General features: G+C 71.6%; 12 protein-coding genes. 7 read left to right on the top strand and 5 right to left on the bottom strand.

What is annotated here, in order from left to right; genetic code table 11:
- Positions 1-291: 291 nt before the first annotated feature.
- Entirely contained in the window at positions 292-1,446 is a 1,155-nt protein-coding gene (locus tag V7Z97_RS05565; protein WP_334161969.1) for a saccharopine dehydrogenase family protein, read from the bottom strand.
- Between the two features lie 112 nt (positions 1,447-1,558).
- Between V7Z97_RS05565 and V7Z97_RS05560 the strand changes: the two genes are divergently transcribed.
- Both V7Z97_RS05560 and pdeM read left to right on the top strand, forming a co-directional pair.
- Positions 1,559-4,024, top strand: a complete 2,466-nt coding sequence (locus V7Z97_RS05560; protein WP_334161968.1) for a ligase-associated DNA damage response DEXH box helicase — start codon at positions 1,559-1,561, stop codon at positions 4,022-4,024.
- A 14-nt stretch (positions 4,025-4,038) separates the two neighbouring features.
- The gene (gene pdeM / locus V7Z97_RS05555; protein ID WP_442958012.1) at positions 4,039-4,743 is read left to right on the top strand and encodes a ligase-associated DNA damage response endonuclease PdeM; all 705 of its coding nucleotides are present in this window, start codon (positions 4,039-4,041) and stop codon (positions 4,741-4,743) included.
- Here pdeM and V7Z97_RS05550 read toward each other — a convergent pair.
- The 3 genes from V7Z97_RS05550 to V7Z97_RS05540 are packed head-to-tail and all read right to left on the bottom strand — an operon-like array spanning position 4,740 to position 9,249.
- A complete protein-coding gene (locus V7Z97_RS05550) occupies positions 4,740-5,495 on the bottom strand; it encodes a TIGR02186 family protein (protein WP_334161966.1) in 756 nt (251 codons plus the stop codon). The two genes, pdeM and V7Z97_RS05550, sit on opposite strands and share 4 nt — an antisense overlap.
- On the bottom strand, positions 5,495-6,418 hold the full coding sequence (locus tag V7Z97_RS05545; RefSeq protein WP_334161965.1) for a sulfite exporter TauE/SafE family protein: 924 nt from the start codon (positions 6,416-6,418) through the stop codon (positions 5,495-5,497). Before V7Z97_RS05545 ends, V7Z97_RS05550 begins: the two co-directional genes overlap by 1 nt.
- 32 nt (positions 6,419-6,450) lie before the next feature.
- A complete protein-coding gene (locus tag V7Z97_RS05540) occupies positions 6,451-9,249 on the bottom strand; it encodes a peptidoglycan-binding protein (protein WP_334161964.1) in 2,799 nt (932 codons plus the stop codon).
- 157 nt (positions 9,250-9,406) lie between these two features.
- Between V7Z97_RS05540 and V7Z97_RS05535 the strand changes: the two genes are divergently transcribed.
- Complete coding sequence (locus tag V7Z97_RS05535; RefSeq protein ID WP_334161963.1) at positions 9,407-9,622, top strand: hypothetical protein; 216 nt, start codon at positions 9,407-9,409, stop codon at positions 9,620-9,622.
- Here V7Z97_RS05535 and V7Z97_RS05530 read toward each other — a convergent pair.
- Positions 9,619-11,289, bottom strand: a complete 1,671-nt coding sequence (locus tag V7Z97_RS05530; RefSeq protein ID WP_334161961.1) for a bifunctional lysylphosphatidylglycerol flippase/synthetase MprF — start codon at positions 11,287-11,289, stop codon at positions 9,619-9,621. The genes V7Z97_RS05535 and V7Z97_RS05530 overlap by 4 nt on opposite strands.
- A gap of 132 nt (positions 11,290-11,421) precedes the next feature.
- Between V7Z97_RS05530 and V7Z97_RS05525 the strand changes: the two genes are divergently transcribed.
- The 4 genes from V7Z97_RS05525 to V7Z97_RS05510 all read left to right on the top strand — a co-directional run bounded on the left by V7Z97_RS05525 (position 11,422) and on the right by V7Z97_RS05510 (position 16,530).
- Positions 11,422-12,636 (top strand): acyl-CoA dehydrogenase family protein, encoded by a 1,215-nt coding sequence (locus tag V7Z97_RS05525; protein ID WP_334161960.1) that lies wholly within the window; start codon positions 11,422-11,424, stop codon positions 12,634-12,636.
- A gap of 13 nt (positions 12,637-12,649) precedes the next feature.
- Positions 12,650-13,864 carry an acyl-CoA dehydrogenase family protein gene (locus V7Z97_RS05520; RefSeq protein WP_334161959.1) on the top strand — a complete coding sequence of 405 codons (1,215 nt, stop codon included), beginning with the start codon at positions 12,650-12,652 and terminating at the stop codon, positions 13,862-13,864.
- 79 nt (positions 13,865-13,943) lie between these two features.
- Positions 13,944-15,149 (top strand): acyl-CoA dehydrogenase family protein, encoded by a 1,206-nt coding sequence (locus V7Z97_RS05515; RefSeq protein WP_334161957.1) that lies wholly within the window; start codon positions 13,944-13,946, stop codon positions 15,147-15,149.
- Positions 15,150-15,321: 172 nt separating this feature from the next.
- Positions 15,322-16,530: an acyl-CoA dehydrogenase family protein gene (locus tag V7Z97_RS05510; RefSeq protein ID WP_334161956.1), complete on the top strand. Its 1,209-nt coding sequence runs from the start codon at positions 15,322-15,324 to the stop codon at positions 16,528-16,530.
- The last annotated feature ends 224 nt before the right edge of the window (positions 16,531-16,754 follow it).

Genomic DNA, 16,754 nt, shown 5'->3' with positions numbered 1-16,754 from the left:
TCACCGTCTGGACCTGGCGCGCCTCGCCGCGGCCGAGGACGACGATCTCCTCGATTGCCGTGTTCTGCGCGAGCTGGATATTCTCCTGGGCGGCCGCGGCCTGCGCCAGCCCGGACGTGAGCGCCAGCGCCGCAGCGCCGGCCCAAAGCTTCGATTTCATCGTCTGTTCCCCCGACCGCCGTGCGCGGTCCGACGGCGGGGGCCTAACAGGCGCGATCTACAGCGAAGCTACAGTTCAATGACCGCTGTTTGACGGACGTAGAGGAAGGGTCGGGCCGGCGGGAGCTCCCGTCAGCCCTCGACGGCGAAGGTCAGGCCGGCGTTCCTCTGCAGGCGATCGATCAGCTTCGTGCGCATGGCCGCGCCGGGCGTCCAGACGCCGCCCGGGGTGTCCGGGCACGCCTTCACGAGGCAGAGGGCCGACTCGGCGATCATCTTGGAGGTGGAGCCGTAGCCCGGGTCCCGGTCGCCCTTCACGGAGACGCGGACCTTCCGGCCGTCGGCCGCGATGCCCACGAAGACCACGTCGAAGAAGCCGGTCTCCCGCTCTTCCTTCGTCGGCCCCTCGCCCGGCTTCGGGCCGCCGCCCTGCCCCATGGCCGTGAACTCGGTCGGCGCGCCCGGGACCAGGATCGACATCTCGTCGTACTGGAAGTCCTCGCCGTAGGGATGGCCCATCAGGAAGTTGGAGCGGTGGACGTTCTTGGCGTTGATCACCGCCATCATGAAGGGCCCGACGTCGGCGCCGACGTCCTCGTCGTGCTGCACCTGGTTGGCCGGCGGCTGCGGCGGCCCCTGGAACCCCGGCGTGAGCGCGAAGTCGTTCATCATCACCGCCAGTTGCGACGGGTCCTTCTGGATCGCCGCCATGGTGGCCGCGCCCGACGCCGCCGTGCCGCCCGAGAGGCCGCCCTTGATGGACCGCACGCGGCCCTTCACGCGGGGGACCGGCCCGCCCAGCTTCGCCCTGGCGGTCTCCTCGCAGAACAGGACACCCAGTTCGAACGGGATCGAGTCGAAGCCGCAGGAGTGGCAGAGGCGCGCGCCGGTCTTCTGCGCCGTCTCGTGGTGGGCGACGATGGTGCGGGCCATCCAGTTGGGCTCGCCCGTCAGATCGAGGTAGTCCGTGCCGGCCGCGGCGCAGGCGGCGATCAGCTTGTCGCCGTAGAGCTGGTAGGGGCCGACCGTGGTGATCACCGCCTTGGCGCGCCTCACCATGGCCTCCAGCGAGCTGGGGTCGTCGGCGTCGGCGACGATCAGCGGCGTGTCCTTCGGCGCGCCGATCTCGTCGCGCACCTCCTCGAGCTTGGCCTGGCTGCGGCCGGCCATGGCCCATTTCACCTCCCCGCCCACGCCGTAGCGCTGGGCCAGGTGCTCGGCCACGAGGCGGCCCGTGTAGCCGGTGGCGCCGTAGACGACGACGTCGAATTCCGCAGCGGGGTTCATGGCGCGCCCTTCCCTTGCTTCGAGGGGGCACACCTTGCCGAGCGCTTACGATGTAAGCAAGAGCCGGCGCCACGCCTCGTGAAACGGAACGGGAACATGCTATAGGGGCCGGATGGCCGACGCTGCGGTCCCCGCATCCGACCTGCTCCCCGCGAGGTTCGCCGACTGGTTCGCCCAGCGCGGCTGGAGCCCGCGCGCCCACCAGCTGGCCATGGTCGAGCGGGCGCAGGCCGGCCGCGACGCCCTGCTGATCGCCCCCACCGGCGGCGGCAAGACGCTGGCGGGATTCCTGCCCAGCCTGATCGAACTGACCCAGCGGCCGCCGGCCAACGCGCCGACCGGGCTGCACACCCTCTACATCTCGCCCCTGAAGGCGCTGGCCGTGGACGTGGAGCGGAACCTAGGCGCCCCCATCCTGCAGATGGGCCTGCCGGTGACGGCCGAGAGCCGCACCGGCGACACCGGCATATCGCGCCGGCAGCGCCAGCGGCTGAAGCCGCCCGACATCCTGCTGACCACGCCCGAGCAGCTCGCCCTGCTGTGCGCCTGGGAAGGGGCCCGGGCCTATTTCGAGAGCCTGTCTTGCGTGGTGCTGGACGAGATCCACACCCTGCACTCCTCCAAGCGCGGCGACCTGCTCGCGCTCGACCTGGCGCGTCTCCAGCAGTTCGCCCCGAACCTGCGCCGCGTGGGCCTCTCGGCCACGGTGGACGACCCGGAGGTGATCAAGCGCTGGATGGCGGGGCCCGGCGGCGCCGACAGCATCGACCTGGTGCGCGGGCCGGGCGGGGCGGAGCCGGTGGTGGACGTGCTGCTGTCGGAAGGCCGGGTGCCGTGGGCGGGCCACACCGCCCAGCACGCCATGGCCGAGGTCTATGAGGTCATCAAGCGGTCGCGGACGGCGCTGGTCTTCGTCAACACCCGCTTCCAGGCCGAGTTCGCCTTCCAGGAGCTGTGGCGGCTGAACGAGGACAGCCTGCCGATCGCCCTGCACCACGGCAGCCTCGCCGCCGAGCAGCGGCGCAAGGTGGAGGCGGCCATGGCCCGGGGCGAGCTGCGCGCCGTGGTCTGCACCTCCACCCTCGATCTCGGCATCGACTGGGGCGACGTGGACTTGGTGATCCAGCTCGCCAGCCCCAAGGGCGCCTCGCGGATGGTCCAGCGGATCGGCCGGGCCAACCACCGGCTGGACGAGCCCAGCCGGGCGATCTTCGTGCCGGCCAACCGCTTCGAGATGCTGGAGTGCCAGGCCGCCCGCGAGGCGATCGCCGAGAACAAGCTGGACGGCGACCCGCCGCGGATCGGGGCGCTGGACGTGCTGGCGCAGCACGTCATGGGCTGCGCCTGTTCCGAGCCGTTCGACATGCTGGAGCTCTACGACGAGGTCCGCACCGCGGGGCCCTACCGCGACCTGCCCTGGGAGGATTTCGAGCAGGTCGTCGATTTCGTTTCCACCGGCGGCTACGCGCTGAAGACCTACGACCGCTTCCGCCGGATCGTGCGCGGGCCGGACGGCCGCTGGCGGGTGCGCAACATCCAGACCGCCCAGCGGCACCGGCTGAACGTCGGGGCCATCGTCTCCCCGGCCATGCTGTCGGTGCGCATCGCCAGCCGGGGCGGCCGCGGGGGGCGCAAGATCGGCGAGGTCGAGGAGGGCATGCTGGAGATGCTCGATCCCGGCGACACCTTCGTCTTCGCCGGCCAGACCTGGCGGCTGATGGGGCTGACCAACCTCGACGTCCTGGTCTCCCCGGCCAACGACACCGACCCGAAGATGCCGTCCTGGGGCGGCTCAAAATTCGCGCTGTCCACCTATCTCGCCAAGCGCGTGCGCCAGCTGATGTTCGACGAGAGCCACTGGAGCGTGCTGCCCACCGACGTGCGGGAATGGCTGGAGGCCCAGCGCGACCGCTCGCTGATCGTCCGCGAGGACGAGATGCTGCTGGAGACCTTCGCCCGCGGGAAGCGCCACTTCATGGTCTGCTACCCCTTCGAGGGGCGCCTCGCGCACACGACCTTGGCCATGCTGCTGACCCGGCGGCTGGAGCGGCTGAACGCGGCGCCCCTGGGCTTCGTGTGCAACGACTATGCGCTGGCGGTCTGGGCCCTGAAGCCGCTGGACCACCTCGACTTCGACGAGCTGTTCGCCGAGGACATGCTGGGCGACGACCTGGAGGACTGGCTCAACGAGAGCTTCATGATGAAGCGCGCCTTCAAGGGCTGCGCGATCATCGCCGGCCTGATCGAGCGGCGCTTCCCCGGCGAGCAGCAGAAGACCGGGCGGCAGATCACCTTCTCCACCGACCTGATCTACGACGTCCTGCGCCGCCACCAGCCGGACCATCTGCTGCTGCGCTGCGCGCGGGAGGATGCGGCGACCGGCCTCATCGACGTGGCGCGCCTGGGGCAGATGCTGGCGCGCATCCGCGGCCGGATCCGCCATGCGCCGCTCGAGCACCTCTCGCCATTCTCGGTTCCGATCCTACTTGAGATCGGCAAGGAGCGGTCGCCGGGCGCAGCGGGCGAGATGATCCTGGCGGAAGCCGAAGAAGACCTGATCGCCGAGGCCCTGAGTTGAGTTCGCCTGCCTACATCTACGCCTTCGAGGGCAGCCCCTGCGGCTCGCTGCGGACCCAGGTGCGCGGGACCGCGGTGATGCTGCGGCCGTCCGGCGCCCTGTGGCTGGAGGCGGAGCGCACCCTGGTGGTGGCCGACCTGCACCTGGAGAAGGGCTCGTCCTACGCCGCCCGGGGCCAGATGCTGCCGCCCTACGACACCCGCGAGACCCTTGGCCGCCTGGAGGCGGAGGTGTCCGCGCTCTCGCCCATGGCCGTGATCCTGCTGGGCGACACCTTCCACGACCGGCGGTCCGAGGACCGGCTGGCGGGGGACGATGCGCAGCGGCTGCGGGCCCTGGCCGTGGGCCGGCGGCTGATCTGGGTGATCGGCAACCACGACGCCGACGGGCCGCGCGCCCTGCCCGGGGAGACGGCGGACGAGCTCGACCTGGCCGGCCTCACCTTCCGCCACGAGCCGCAGGGCGGCGTCCAGCCCGGCGAGGTGGCGGGCCACCTGCACCCGGCGGCCAGGGTGCGCGCCTCACGCGGGGCCGTGCGCCGGCGCTGCTTCGTCACCGACGCCGAGCGGGCGATCCTGCCGGCCTTCGGGGCCTATGCGGGCGGGCTGAACGTCCGCGACCCGGCCTTCGCGGGCCTGTTCGCGCGGCCGCCGCTCGCCGGCGCCATCGGCCAGGCGCGGGTGCATGCGGTCGGCTGGCGCTCGCTCGGTCCGGACTAGTCGCGGCGCATCGCGAAGCTCGCCGCCCAGCCGGCCGCCAGGGCCAGGGCCATGGCGACGATGCCGTAGAGCCAGGGCCGCTCGTGCGCCCATACGTAGAGGGTGCGCTCGACGCCCACCTTCTCCACCGTCAGGGTGCGGGTCCTGACCGACACCGGCTGGCCGTCCTGGAACAGCAGGATGTCGGCCCGGTATTCGCCCGTCGGCGCCTGGGCCGGCAGCGCGATCTCGGCCCGGAACAGCCCACGATCCACGAAGCGGACCCCCTGCTCATCGGCGGCGTAGAGGCCGGCATTCTCCTTCAGCCGCACCACCGCGCGCCGCCACAGGAGGTAGTCGGGGCCCAGCCGGCTGACCACCACGTCGCGGACGCCGTAGCGGGTCTCCACCCGCTGCTCGTCGGGCGCCCGGATCGGCAGGTGGTCGACGCCCGCGCCGAGCTCGCGCAGGGTGCGGAACCGCGCGATCTCGTCCAGCGGCCGGGTGGAGGCGGCGATGTAGAAGCCGGGCGCGCCGTGGAACACCACCGGCCGGCTGTTCAGCCACAGGGGCCCCACGCGCACCTTGCGGGCGATGCGGATCGGCTGCTCGGGTCCGCGGACGATCACCACCACGTCGCTGGGTCGCTGGGCCGGGTCGAACACCGCGCCGTAGAGCACGATCTGCGCGCCGCTGAAGTTGGACGCGACCCGGACCTCCGTCTCGGTCAGCGCCGCGGAGACGGCGGCGGGCGGGGCGGCGTCGACGGCCATCAGCCGGCCATCCCCTGCATGAGGACGAAGGCCTCGTCCGGCTGCACGAAGAGACCGAGGCCCATGCGCAGGCCGACCATCAGGACGATGAGCGCCAGGATCGCCCGGAGCTCCTCGGCCCGGAACCTTGCGGACGCTCGCGCGCCATACTGGGCGCCGAGCACGCCCCCGACCAGCAGCAGGGTGGCCAGGACGATGTCGACGGTCTGGTTGCGGCCGGCCTGCAGCACGCCGGTGAGCGCCGTGGTGATGATGATCTGGAAGAGGCTGGTGCCGACCACGACGCGCGCCGGCATCCGCAGGATGTAGACCATGGCCGGCACGAGGATGAAGCCGCCGCCCACGCCCATCACCGCCGAAAGCACGCCCACGAAGCCGCCGAGGGCCAGCGGTGGGATGACGCTGATGTAGAGCCGCGAGCGCGGGAAGCGCAGCTTCAGCGGCAGGCCGTAGAGCCAGGGCGGCCGGCGGTCGCGCCTGGGCGGCGGCGGCTCACCCCGGCGGCGGCGCAGGATCGCGCCCAGCGACTCGGTCAGCATCAGCCCGCCGATGACGCCCAGGAAGATCAGGTAGGAGAGCGCCACCACCAGGTCGGCCTGGCCCAGGAGGCGAAGCCAGCGGAACAGCTCCACGCCTGCGATCGCCCCGACCACGCCGCCCGCCGCCAGCACCCCGCCCATGCGCCAGTCCACCGCGCGGTTGCGGCTGTAGGTGATCACGCTCGACATGGAGGAGGCGGCCACGTGGTTGGACATGCTGGCCACGGCGACCGCGGGCGGGATCCCGAAGAACACCAGCAGCGGCGTCATCAGGAAGCCGCCGCCGATGCCGAACAGGCCCGAGATGAAGCCCACGAGCGCGCCCAGCGCCACGATCAGCGGCGCGTTCACCGAGACCTCGGCGATGGGCAGGTAGATGTCCACGTCTCAAGCGCCCCCTCTGGAAGCGCCGCCGGTCAGCGCGTGAAGACGGAGAGCCGCTGGGCGGTGTTGCGGTCAATCGTGCCGGTGGCGGCCAGCCCCTGATCGCGCTGGTAGGCGGAGACCGCAAGGCTGAACTCGCGCGAGGCCGCGCCGCTGGCCGGACCCTTGTAGTAGCCGAGGCGGCCGAGGATCCGCTGGGCGGAGGCCACGGACACCGGGGCGATGGCCGCCTGCTGCGTCGCGGTCGCCGGCTGGAACGCCTGGGCGGCCTGGTCGGCGGCCGCCAGCTGGGCCGGCGTGAGCTTCGCCTCCAGGTCAACGGCGCTGGCGCGGGCCGAGGCGTCGCCGCCCGCGGCCGCGATCGAGAACCACTTGTAGGCCTCGCCGAGATCGCGCGGCACGCCGCTGCCCGCCTGATAGAGGAGGCCGAGGTTGTACTGGGAATCACCCACCCCGAGTTCGGCGGCCTTCTTGAACCAGCGCGCGGCGCTGGCCAGGTCCTGCGGCCCCCCGGTGCCCTCGAAGTAGTAGAGGGCCAGGTTGTGCATGCCGCGCGGTTCGCCGTTGATGGCCGCCTTGGTGGTCCACCGGCGCGCCTCCACGAGATTCTTGGTCACCCCGCGCTGGCCGCTTTCGTAGAGCTTGCCCATGTAGAACTGGGCCGGGGCGTAGTCGGAGTCGGCGACGGCCTTCATGCGGGCCAGGGCGCCGGGCTCGCCCTTCTCCACCGCCCGCACGGCTTCCAGGTACTGGGCGGAGAGCGGGACGGCGGGCGCGGCCTCGGCCGCCTGCTGCACGGGCGCCGCCTCGGCCGGCGCCGGGACGGTGGGGCCGATCGGCTGCGGCGCGATGGCCACGGCCGCGCGCGGCGGAGCGCCGAACGGCGAGGTCTCGACCGCCTCGCGGGCGCCGCCGGTGTTCATCAGCACCATGCCGGCCGCGCCGACGCTGAGGAAGGCCGCGCCGCCGGCGATCATGAAGGCGGTCTGCAGGGTGGAGTTGGGCCGGGCCCGGACCGCCTTCGGCGGCAGCGGCGGCTTGGGCTGGGCGCGCCAGTTGGCGCGGGCCTTCACCTGCAGGCGCGGCCGGCTGGCCTCCGCGGCGCGGGCCGCGGCGCGGGCCTGGTCGATCACCTCGCGGGTGGAGAGCGGCTTCGGACCGGCGTTCACCGGCTCGGCGGCGGAGGCCGGCGGCGGCTCCGGCTGGTCGAGGCCGAAGATGTCCTCTTCCGGCTCCGGGATCGGCGCGAAGGCCTGTGACGCGAAAGACTGGGACGCGAGGGACTGGGACGCGAGGGACTGGGAGCCGACGTCGTCGGACGCCGGCGTCGGACGCTCGGCCACCGGCTCGTCCATCGACAGGGGCTCGGCGCGCGAGAACAGCTCGGGCCCGAAGGCGGCCATGGACTTCAGCGGCGGGTCGTCCGCCGGCGGGGCGCGCAGCCCGTTCAGGCGCTGCTCGAGCCGCTCGCTGGCTTCGTCGAGCAGGCGCGAGGTGCGCTCCTCGCTCTGGCGCAGACGCTCGGCGATGTCCGAGGCCACGCGCTCGTGACGCTGCTCGATACGCTCGGTGACGCGGCTGACCTGCTCGCCAACATCGTCGATCGCCTGGGCCGCCCGGCGCTCGGACTGCAGCATGCGGTCGGTCAGGCGCTCGGTGATGCGGCCGATCTCGGCGCCCAGCTTCTCCAGGGCGTCCGCCTGCGCCTGCTCGGCGCGGCCGAGCCGGTGCTCCACGGCGCCGGCGATGCGGGCCATCTCGCCGCCCACCGAGGCGATGGCCTCGGCGCTGCGGGTCTCGGAGGCCTGCAGGCGGCGGTTGAAGGCCTCGGCGACGCTGATCACCTCGCGGCCCATGCGCTCGATGGCCTGGGCCGAGCGCTGTTCGGCGGCCTGCACCTGGCTGGCCAGTTCGGCGAAGCGCTCGTCCACCCGGCCGGTGGCGGTGGCGGCGAGCTTCTCGGCGATCTCGGCGCGGGCGGCCTCGACCCGTTCGGTCAGGCCAGCGGCAAGGGTCTCGAGACGGCGCTCGGCGTCGCCCACGGCGGCGCCTTCCACGGCGCCCAGGCGGCCGTCGAGGGTCGCGAGCGAGGCGCGCAGGCTCTCCAGGGCCTCGGCGGTGCGGCCCTCCGCGTCGGCGAGGCGCTGGCCCAGGCGGCGGACCACCTCCTCGATCAGCGGCGCGGGATCGCCGCCGGCGATCGCCTCGGCCCGGGCCACGCGGGCCTCCATGGCGGCGAGCGCATCGCGGGTGCGGGCCTCCCCGGAATAGACGTGCTCGGCGACGCGGGTCACCGACTGCTCCAGCACGCGCAGGGCCTCGACCGAGCGCGGCCCGCCGCCGGCTTCGCTCTCCATCCGGCGAAGGCGCTCGGCCAGGCGGGACTGCTCGGAGCCGACCTGGTCCACGGCGTTCTCGAAGCGGGCGGCGACGGCGACGTGCTCGCGCTCGCCGGCCTCGATGCGGGCCACGGCGGCGCGGACGGAATGCTCCACGCCGGAGATGGCCAGGCTGGTGCGGGTCTCGGAGGACTCGATCCGGTCGGTCAGCCGGTCGAGCGCATAGGCGACGCGGGCCAGGTCGTCGGCGCGGGAGGCCGAGGGTTGCGGCGTCGAGGCCACCAGCCTCGGCTTGGCCGGCTCGAACGCGGCGCGCGGCGCGCGGTCGCTGAAATGGTCCTCGGAGGTCACGTCCTCCGGTACATCATCTTCGAGGATGACGCGATTCAGCCACTCGCCCAGAGTCATGCCCGAACGGCGCGCGAGGTCCTTGGCGACCTCCCTGGCCTTCGGATCAATCCCCTTGACGCTCCAGGGCGCCCCCGCCGTCATCGAATCGTTCTCCAGGTACTGAGGGGAGCGTACGCACCGATTCCTGGGGGTGTAAACGCGACCTTAACGCTACATGTTGCGTCCAAGGCCCCTCGCCTGTGGATGGTTCCGGCCGCGTCCGAGGGCGTTTCTTCCCTCTTCGCGCGGAGCCTGCGATATGCGGTCGCAGATGACCCTCCCCATCACCCTGATGATCGCCGCAGCGCTTGCCGCGCTGGCCGCCTTCGCCGGCTGGCGCGGGGCGCGGCCGCCCAACCCCTTCCGCGGCCCACGGATGATCCCGTGGCGCGCGATCATGGTCACCGCCGCGGCCTTCCTGCTGGTGATGGTGGTCCACCTGCTGAACCTGATGGGCGTGAAGACCGGGCGCTAGGCGGCGTCCGCCGGCTCCCGCGCAGGCTCGCGGCGCGGCCGCTTGGCCAGGTTGGCGATGCCGCCGGACGAGAGCAGGCCCGCATCGGCCAGCAGCAGCGGGATCGCCCAGCGGCGCGGCGCGGCGACGTAGCGCGGCTGCCAGAGCGGGTCGTACTTGTCCTTGTACCGGCGCACGCCCTGGAAGTTGTAGATCTCCTCCCCGCGCTCGAAGAGCAGGCGGCCCACCCGCGACATCATCGGGGCCAGCGGCCGGTCGTCGAGGCCGGCCAGGGGGGCCATGCCGAAGTCGAAGGCCTGGTAACCCTCGCTGCGGCCCCACTCGATCAGCTCCACGAAGAGGTAGTCCATGACGTTGCGCGGGGCGTCCTCGCCGTAGCGCATCAGGTCCATGGAGAAGGAGCCGCGGCTGGCCGTGGTCCAGAGGGTGGCGAAGGCGACGGGCCGCCCCCGGAAGGACACCACCGCCACCGGAAATTCCCGGACATAGGCCGGCGCGAAGCCGCCCATGGAGAAGCCCTTCTCGCCGCCGGCATGGTGGGCGAGCCAGGCGTCGGAGATGGCCTTCAGCTCCGGCATCAGGGCGCTGACGGCCTCGTCGCGGATCACCCGGAATGTGCAGCCGTCCTCGGCCGCCTTGCGCCAGGCGCGCCGCAGGTTGCCCCGACGCCGGCCCTCCAGGCTGAAGCTGTCGAGCGGCACCAGCGCCGCCTCCCCGACCTTCTGGATGGAGAAGCCCAGTTCGACGAGGTCGGGCAGGGCGTCGGCGGTCAAGCCGTAGAGGCCCGGGCGGGCGGCGTGCGCGTCGGCCAGCTCCCGGAACCGCCAGAGGAGCTCCATCCGCTCGTCGGCGCGGCCGACCGGCGCGCCGAGCGCGATCCAGCTCCGTCCCCGCACGCCGAACATCAGGAAGCTCCGTCCGCTGGTCGAGAACAGGAAGCGCTTGTCGCCCAGGAGCGCCAGATTGGCGCTGGGCTCGGCGTCCTCGGCCGTGGCGAGGATCTCCCGCACCCGCGGGAAGTCCGGGTCGGTCTCGCCCACCACCGGCGGGGTGGCGGCCGAGCCGAACAGCCGCCACAGGCCGAAGGCCAGGAGGGCGATGGCCGCGCCCGCCCAGGCGCGGACCGAGCGGGCGGCGTCCTCGTCGGCCATCACCCGCCACCAGGACATCTCCCCGTAGTCCGCGTTCTCGAACGACCAGAGCCCGAGCAGACCCGCCCCGGCGACGGCGCAGAAGGCGGAGAACAGCCAGCCCGGCGTCACCTCCATGCGGCTCAGGCGGGCGGTGCGCGGAAAGGCGCCGCGGAACGGCGCGAGCAGCGCCGCCAGCGCCACCAGGGCGACGGTCTCCTCCCAGTTCAGGCCCTTGAGCAGGGAGAGCGAGGCCGCCGCCAGCAGCAGCGCCATGGTCGCCGCCCAGGCGGCGTCCAGCCGGGCGCGCAGGCCGAAGGCCACCAGCACCAGGGCCAGCCCCAGGACGCTGTCCAGGAAGTGGCTGATCTCGATCAGGATCACGGGCGTGATCTCGAGCAGCCGCACGAAGCGTCCGGGCTCGGAGGGCATGGCGCCCGAGGCGAGCAGCATGACCCCGGCCGCCAGGGTGAGGACCGCCGCCGTCCAGGGCGCGGCCGCGAAGGCTGCCGGCTTCAGGTCCTTGAGGAGGCGCATCGCGGCCTTATAGCACCGGCTCGCGCCGGCGCGCGGGCCGGATGGTCTCAAACAACTGTTCGGTTCCGCTTGCCCGGCCCGCGCCCGGCGCTAAGGTGGCGGCTCGGTTTCAGATGAGTTTGGGAGCTGGCCATGGCCGACTTCGGCGGCGCCGAGCAGGACGCCTTCCGCACGGAAGTGCGCGCGTGGCTGGAGGCCAATTATCCGGCCGAGCTTAGGGACGCGGACGCGAAGACCGACCCGGAAGCTGTCTGGGGCGGGCGGGCCTTCGCGGACAAGGAATCGGACCCGCAGGTCGTCTGGATGCGCCGGGTGGCGGAGAAGGGCTGGACCGCGCCGGCCTGGCCGAAGGAATACGGCGGCGGCGGGCTGTCGGCCCAGGAGGCGCGGATCGTCGAGCAGGAGCTGGCCCGCGGCCGCCACCGTCCGCCGCTGCTCTCGTTCGGCCTGTGGATGCTGGGGCCGGTGCTGCTCGAGTACGCCAGCGAGGAGCAGAAGCGCGAGCATCTGCCGAAGATCGTCCGCGGCGAGATCCGCTGGTGCCAGGGCTATTCCGAGCCGGGCGCCGGGTCGGACCTGGCGAGCCTCGCCACCCGCTGCGAGGACAAGGGCGGCCACTGGCAGATCGACGGGCAAAAGGTCTGGACGAGCTACGCCGACAAGGCGGACTGGTGCTTCTGCCTGGTCAGGACGGACGCGACGAAGAAGCACGAGGGCATTTCCTTCGTGCTGATCGACATGCGGACGGAGGGCGTCGAGACGCGGCCGATCCGGCTGATCTCGGGCGAGAGCCCGTTCTGCGAGACCTTCTTCACGGGGGTGAAGATCCCGAAGGGGAACCTGGTCGGGCGGCTGAACGGCGGGTGGGAGATCGCCAAGCGGCTCCTGCAGTACGAGCGGCAGAACATCTCGGCCGGGTTCGGCGAGGGCGGGTCGGCGGGGGGCGCCTCGGGCGACCTGGCCGAGATCGCCAGGTCGTACGACGCGCTGACCTATGACGGCGGAGAGCTCCGCACGCGGATCACCCGCAACAAGATGGACTTCCAGGCGCTCAGGCTGACCATCGCCCGGTCGGCGGCGGAGAGCCGGGCCGGCAACGGGCCCAGCGCCGCCACCTCGATCATCAAGTTCGCGGCGGCCGAGCTGGCCAAGGAGCGCTCGGAGCTGATGATCGAGGCCATGGGCAGCCAGGGCCTCGGCTGGACCGGCGAGGGCTTCTCCACGCCCGAGCTGACGGCGGTGCGCGGCTGGCTCCGGACCAAGGCCAACTCCATCGAGGGCGGCACCTCGGAGGTGAACCTCAACGTGGTGGCCAAGCGGGTGCTGGGCCTGCCCGACCCGAAGTAGAGGAACAGGACCCATGGCGGACTTCGGCGCAGACGTGGAGACCTTCCGGGCCGAGGCCCGCGCGTGGCTCGAGGCGAACTTCCCGAAGGCGCTGGCCAGGGACCCCGACGCCCAGGTGGCCAAGATGCAGGGCCGGGCCGAGAGCGACGAGGCCACGGCCTGGCGGCGCGCCATGGGAGAACACGGCTGGGGCACGCCCACCTGGCCGGCCGAGTACGGCGGCGGCGGGCTCTCCCGCCAGGAGGCCCGCGTCCTGCACGAGGAGATGGCCAAGGTCGGGGCGCGCAACCCGATCGGCGGCATGGGCGTGATGATGTTCGGCCCGACGCTGATCGAGTACGGGACCGAGGCCCTGAAGCGCCAGCACCTGCCCGGCATCGTCACCGGCGAGGTGCGCTGGTGCCAGGGCTATTCCGAGCCGGGCGCCGGCTCCGACCTCGCCTCGCTGCAGACGCGGGCGGTCGACATGGGCGACCACTACCTCGTCACCGGCTCGAAAATCTGGACTTCCGGCGCGAACCTCGCCGACTGGTGCTTCTGCCTGGTGCGCACCGACGCGACCAAGAAGCACGAGGGCATCAGCTTCCTGCTGATCGACATGAAGAGCCCGGGCGTGGAGGTGCGGCCGATCCGGCTGATCAACGGCACCTCGCCCTTCTGCGAGACCTTCTTCACCGAGGTGAAGGTCCCGAAGGACCAGCTGTTCGGGCCGCTGAACGGCGGCTGGACGGTGGCTAAGCGGCTGCTGCAGTTCGAGCGCGACAATATCTCGGCCGGGCTCGGCGGCGGCTCGATCGGGGCGCCGGTGCAGGCCCTGACGGTGCTGGAGGCGGCGAAGGACTATGTCGGCCTCGACGAGGCCGGCCGGCTCGCCGACCACGACCTGCGCCGGCGGGTGACGGAGCACCTGATGGAGGCCCGCGCCTTCCAGCTCACCGTCCGGCGGGCGGCGGACGAGGCGAAGTCGGCCAACGGCCCGTCCAACGCCGCCTCGATCATGAAGTACGCCGGCGCCAAGCTCGCCCAGGACCGCAACGGGCTGATCGTCGAGGCGCTCGGCCACCAGGGGCTCGGCTGGGAGGGCGAGGGCTTCAGCGACCGGGAGACCGCGGCGCTGAGGACCATGCTGCGCTCGAAGGGCAACTCCATCGAGGGCGGCACCTCTGAGATCAACCTCAACGTCGTCTCCAAGCGGGTGCTCGGCCTGCCCGACCCCAAGACGGCGTGAGACTCCTACCCATTTCGAAGACGTGGTACGATTAGCGCATAAGAAGACCAAGATACTGAATTCATAGGGAGATTGGGTGATGGCGGATTTCGGCGGCGCCGAGCTCGACGCCTTCCGCGCCGACGCGCGGGCCTGGCTCGACGAGAACTTCCCCAAGGCGCTCGGCGCGGACACCGAGGCCCAGCAGCTGGCGGCGCAGAGCCCCGCCAAGCCCACGGGCGACTTCGCGGTCTGGAAGCAGCGCATGGCCGAGAAGGGCTGGGGCGCGCCCACCTGGCCGAAGGCGTACGGCGGCGGCGGGCTGTCGGCGGCCGAGGCCCGGGTGCTGGCCGAGGAGATGACCCGCATCGGCGCGGTCAACCCGATCGCCGGCATGGGCATCTCGATGTTCGGCCCGACGCTGCTGGAGTACGGCAACGAGGAGCAGAAGCAGCGCCACATCCCGCCGATCGTCCGCGGCGAGATCCGCTGGTGCCAGGGCTTCAGCGAGCCGGGCGCCGGCTCCGACCTCGCCGGGCTGCAGACCAAGGCCGAGAGCGACGGCGACCACTACATCGTCAACGGCCAGAAGATCTGGACCAGCGGCGCCCAATGGGCCGACTGGTGCTTCTGCCTGGTACGCACCGACAACACCAAGAAGCACGAGGGGATCAGCTTCCTCCTCATCGACATGAAGAGCCCCGGCGTGGAGGCGCGGCCCATCCGGCTGATCGCCGGCAACAGCCCGTTCTGCGAGACCTTCTTCACCGACGTGCGGGTGCCGAAGGAGAACCTGGTCGGGCCGCTGAACGGCGGCTGGACCATCGCCAAGCGGCTGCTGCAGTTCGAGCGCAATGGCATGGGCAACCGGCAGAACGGGCCGGCGCCGGCCGCCGTGCACGAGATCGCCAAGGAATACCTCGACACCGACGCCACCGGCCGGCTGGCCGACCGCGACCTGCGCGCGCGCATCTGCGAGCACGAGATGGAGAACCGGCTGGTGCAGCTCACCGCGCGCAGGATCGCCGTGGAGGCCAAGGGCAACCAGGGCCCCTCCGCCGCCACCTCGATCATGAAGAACGCCTCGATGAAGGCCGGCCAGGACCGCCAGGAGCTGCTCCTGGAGGTCTATGGCCACCAGGGCCTGGGCTGGGAGGGCGAGGGCTTCAAGGCCGAGGAGCTGACCACGGTGCGCTCGTGGCTGTCGTCCAAGGCCTTCTCGATCTTCGGCGGCTCGGCGGAGATCCAGAACAACATCATCTCCAAGCGCATCCTGGGGCTGCCGGAGCTGACACAGTCGAGGTAACCCCGTCCCGCTCATCCCCGCGAAAGCGGGGACCCAGGAGTTTTGTGTGTTTCAGAGCTTCCGCTTCCCAGGCTCCCCAAGGCTATATGCTGTAAAGAAAAAGCCTGGGTCCCCGCTTTCGCGGGGATGAGCGGGTGAATTGACGAGCATTTTTTCAGGAGACCTTTTTCAGATGGCGGATTTCGGCGGCAGCGACCTCGAGGCGTTCCGGGCGGAGGCCCGGGCGTGGATCGAGGCGAACTTCCCGGCGGGCCTGAAGGGCCAGCCCAACCCGATGATGCGCGAGGAGCGCAGCAAGCCCACGGCCGACCAGGAAGCCTGGCGCAAGGCGATGGGCGAGAAGGGGTGGGGCACGCCCACCTGGCCCAAGCAGTACGGCGGCGGCGGCCTGTCGGGCGCCGAGGCCCGCGTGCTGCAGCAGGAACTGAACCGGGCCGGCGCCTACAACCCGATCGGCGGCATGGGCGTGATGATGTTCGGGCCGACCCTGCTGGAATACGGCAACGAGGCCCAGAAGCAGCAGCACATCCCGGCCATCTGCAAGGGCGAGATCCAGTGGTGCCAGGGCTTCAGCGAGCCGGGCGCCGGATCCGACCTGGCCTCCCTGCAGACCCGCTGCGAGGACAAGGGCGACCACTACCTCGTCAACGGCCAGAAGATCTGGACCAGCGGCGCGCAATACGCCGACTGGTGCTTCTGCCTGGTGCGCACCGACACCACCAAGAAGCACGAGGGCATCTCCTTCGTCCTGTTCGACATGAAGACGCCGGGCGTCGAGGTGCGGCCGATCCAGCTCATCTCCGGCAACTCGCCCTTCTGCGAGACCTTCCTGACCGACGTGCGGGTGGAGAAGGACCAGCTCGTGGGCCCGCTGAACGGCGGCTGGACGATCGCCAAGCGGCTGCTGCAGCACGAGCGCTCGGGCCTGTCGGGCGCCGGCGGCGGCGGGCGGATGGGCCTGGGCCGCGGCCCGGTGCAGCTCGCCAAGGAGTACGTCGGCGTCGACGAGACCGGCCGCATCGCCGACCGGGACCTGCGCACCCGCATCATCCTGAACGAGATGGAGGGCCGCGCCTTCCAGCAGACCGCCGTGCGCGCCATGCTGGAATCGAAGGGCAATTCCGGCCCCTCGGCCGCCACCTCGATCATGAAGAACGCCGGCACCTCGGTGATGCAGCAGCGCGCCGAGCTGACGCTGGAGATCATGGGCCACCAGGGCCTGGGCTGGGAGGGCGACGCCTTCTCGTCCGAGGAGCTGGCGGCCGTGCGCGGATGGCTGGGCGGCAAGGCCGTGACGATCTACGGCGGCTCCCAGGAGGTGCAGAACAACATCATCTCCAAGCGCATCCTGGGCCTGCCGGACCTAACCCAGGCGAAGTGATGATTGGAACCACGGAATACACGGAAGACACGGAAAGGGGCCTTTCCGGAGGCGCTGTGCGTCAGGGGACTCGCGCGCCGAAGGCGCGCAATCGGATCCTCGCACCGAGCCCCAGCCACCCGTCCGTGTGGTCCGTGTATTCCGTGGTTCCCTAACCCTTGAGCCCGCCCTTCCCTCCCGTGACGGAAGGGCGCCACACAAAGACGAGTAGTCGAGGAAAGACA

Source organism: Phenylobacterium sp. (assembly GCF_036821595.1).
Classification (GTDB): domain Bacteria; phylum Pseudomonadota; class Alphaproteobacteria; order Caulobacterales; family Caulobacteraceae; genus Phenylobacterium.
Note: the sequence above shows the minus strand (reverse complement) of the source record. Positions and strands in the feature narration are given on the sequence as shown.

Excerpts from the sequence above, each read along its gene's own strand:
- V7Z97_RS05565 (WP_334161969.1), bottom strand. The coding sequence starts at position 1,446 with ATGAACCCCGCTGCGGAATTCGACGTCGTCGTCTACGGCGCCACCGGC.
- V7Z97_RS05560 (WP_334161968.1), top strand. The coding sequence starts at position 1,559 with ATGGCCGACGCTGCGGTCCCCGCATCCGACCTGCTCCCCGCGAGGTTC.
- V7Z97_RS05550 (WP_334161966.1), bottom strand. The coding sequence starts at position 5,495 with ATGGCCGTCGACGCCGCCCCGCCCGCCGCCGTCTCCGCGGCGCTGACC.
- V7Z97_RS05540 (WP_334161964.1), bottom strand. The coding sequence starts at position 9,249 with ATGACGGCGGGGGCGCCCTGGAGCGTCAAGGGGATTGATCCGAAGGCC.
- V7Z97_RS05535 (WP_334161963.1), top strand. The coding sequence starts at position 9,407 with ATGCGGTCGCAGATGACCCTCCCCATCACCCTGATGATCGCCGCAGCG.
- V7Z97_RS05530 (WP_334161961.1), bottom strand. The coding sequence starts at position 11,289 with ATGCGCCTCCTCAAGGACCTGAAGCCGGCAGCCTTCGCGGCCGCGCCC.
- V7Z97_RS05525 (WP_334161960.1), top strand. The coding sequence starts at position 11,422 with ATGGCCGACTTCGGCGGCGCCGAGCAGGACGCCTTCCGCACGGAAGTG.
- V7Z97_RS05520 (WP_334161959.1), top strand. The coding sequence starts at position 12,650 with ATGGCGGACTTCGGCGCAGACGTGGAGACCTTCCGGGCCGAGGCCCGC.
- V7Z97_RS05515 (WP_334161957.1), top strand. The coding sequence starts at position 13,944 with ATGGCGGATTTCGGCGGCGCCGAGCTCGACGCCTTCCGCGCCGACGCG.
- V7Z97_RS05510 (WP_334161956.1), top strand. The coding sequence starts at position 15,322 with ATGGCGGATTTCGGCGGCAGCGACCTCGAGGCGTTCCGGGCGGAGGCC.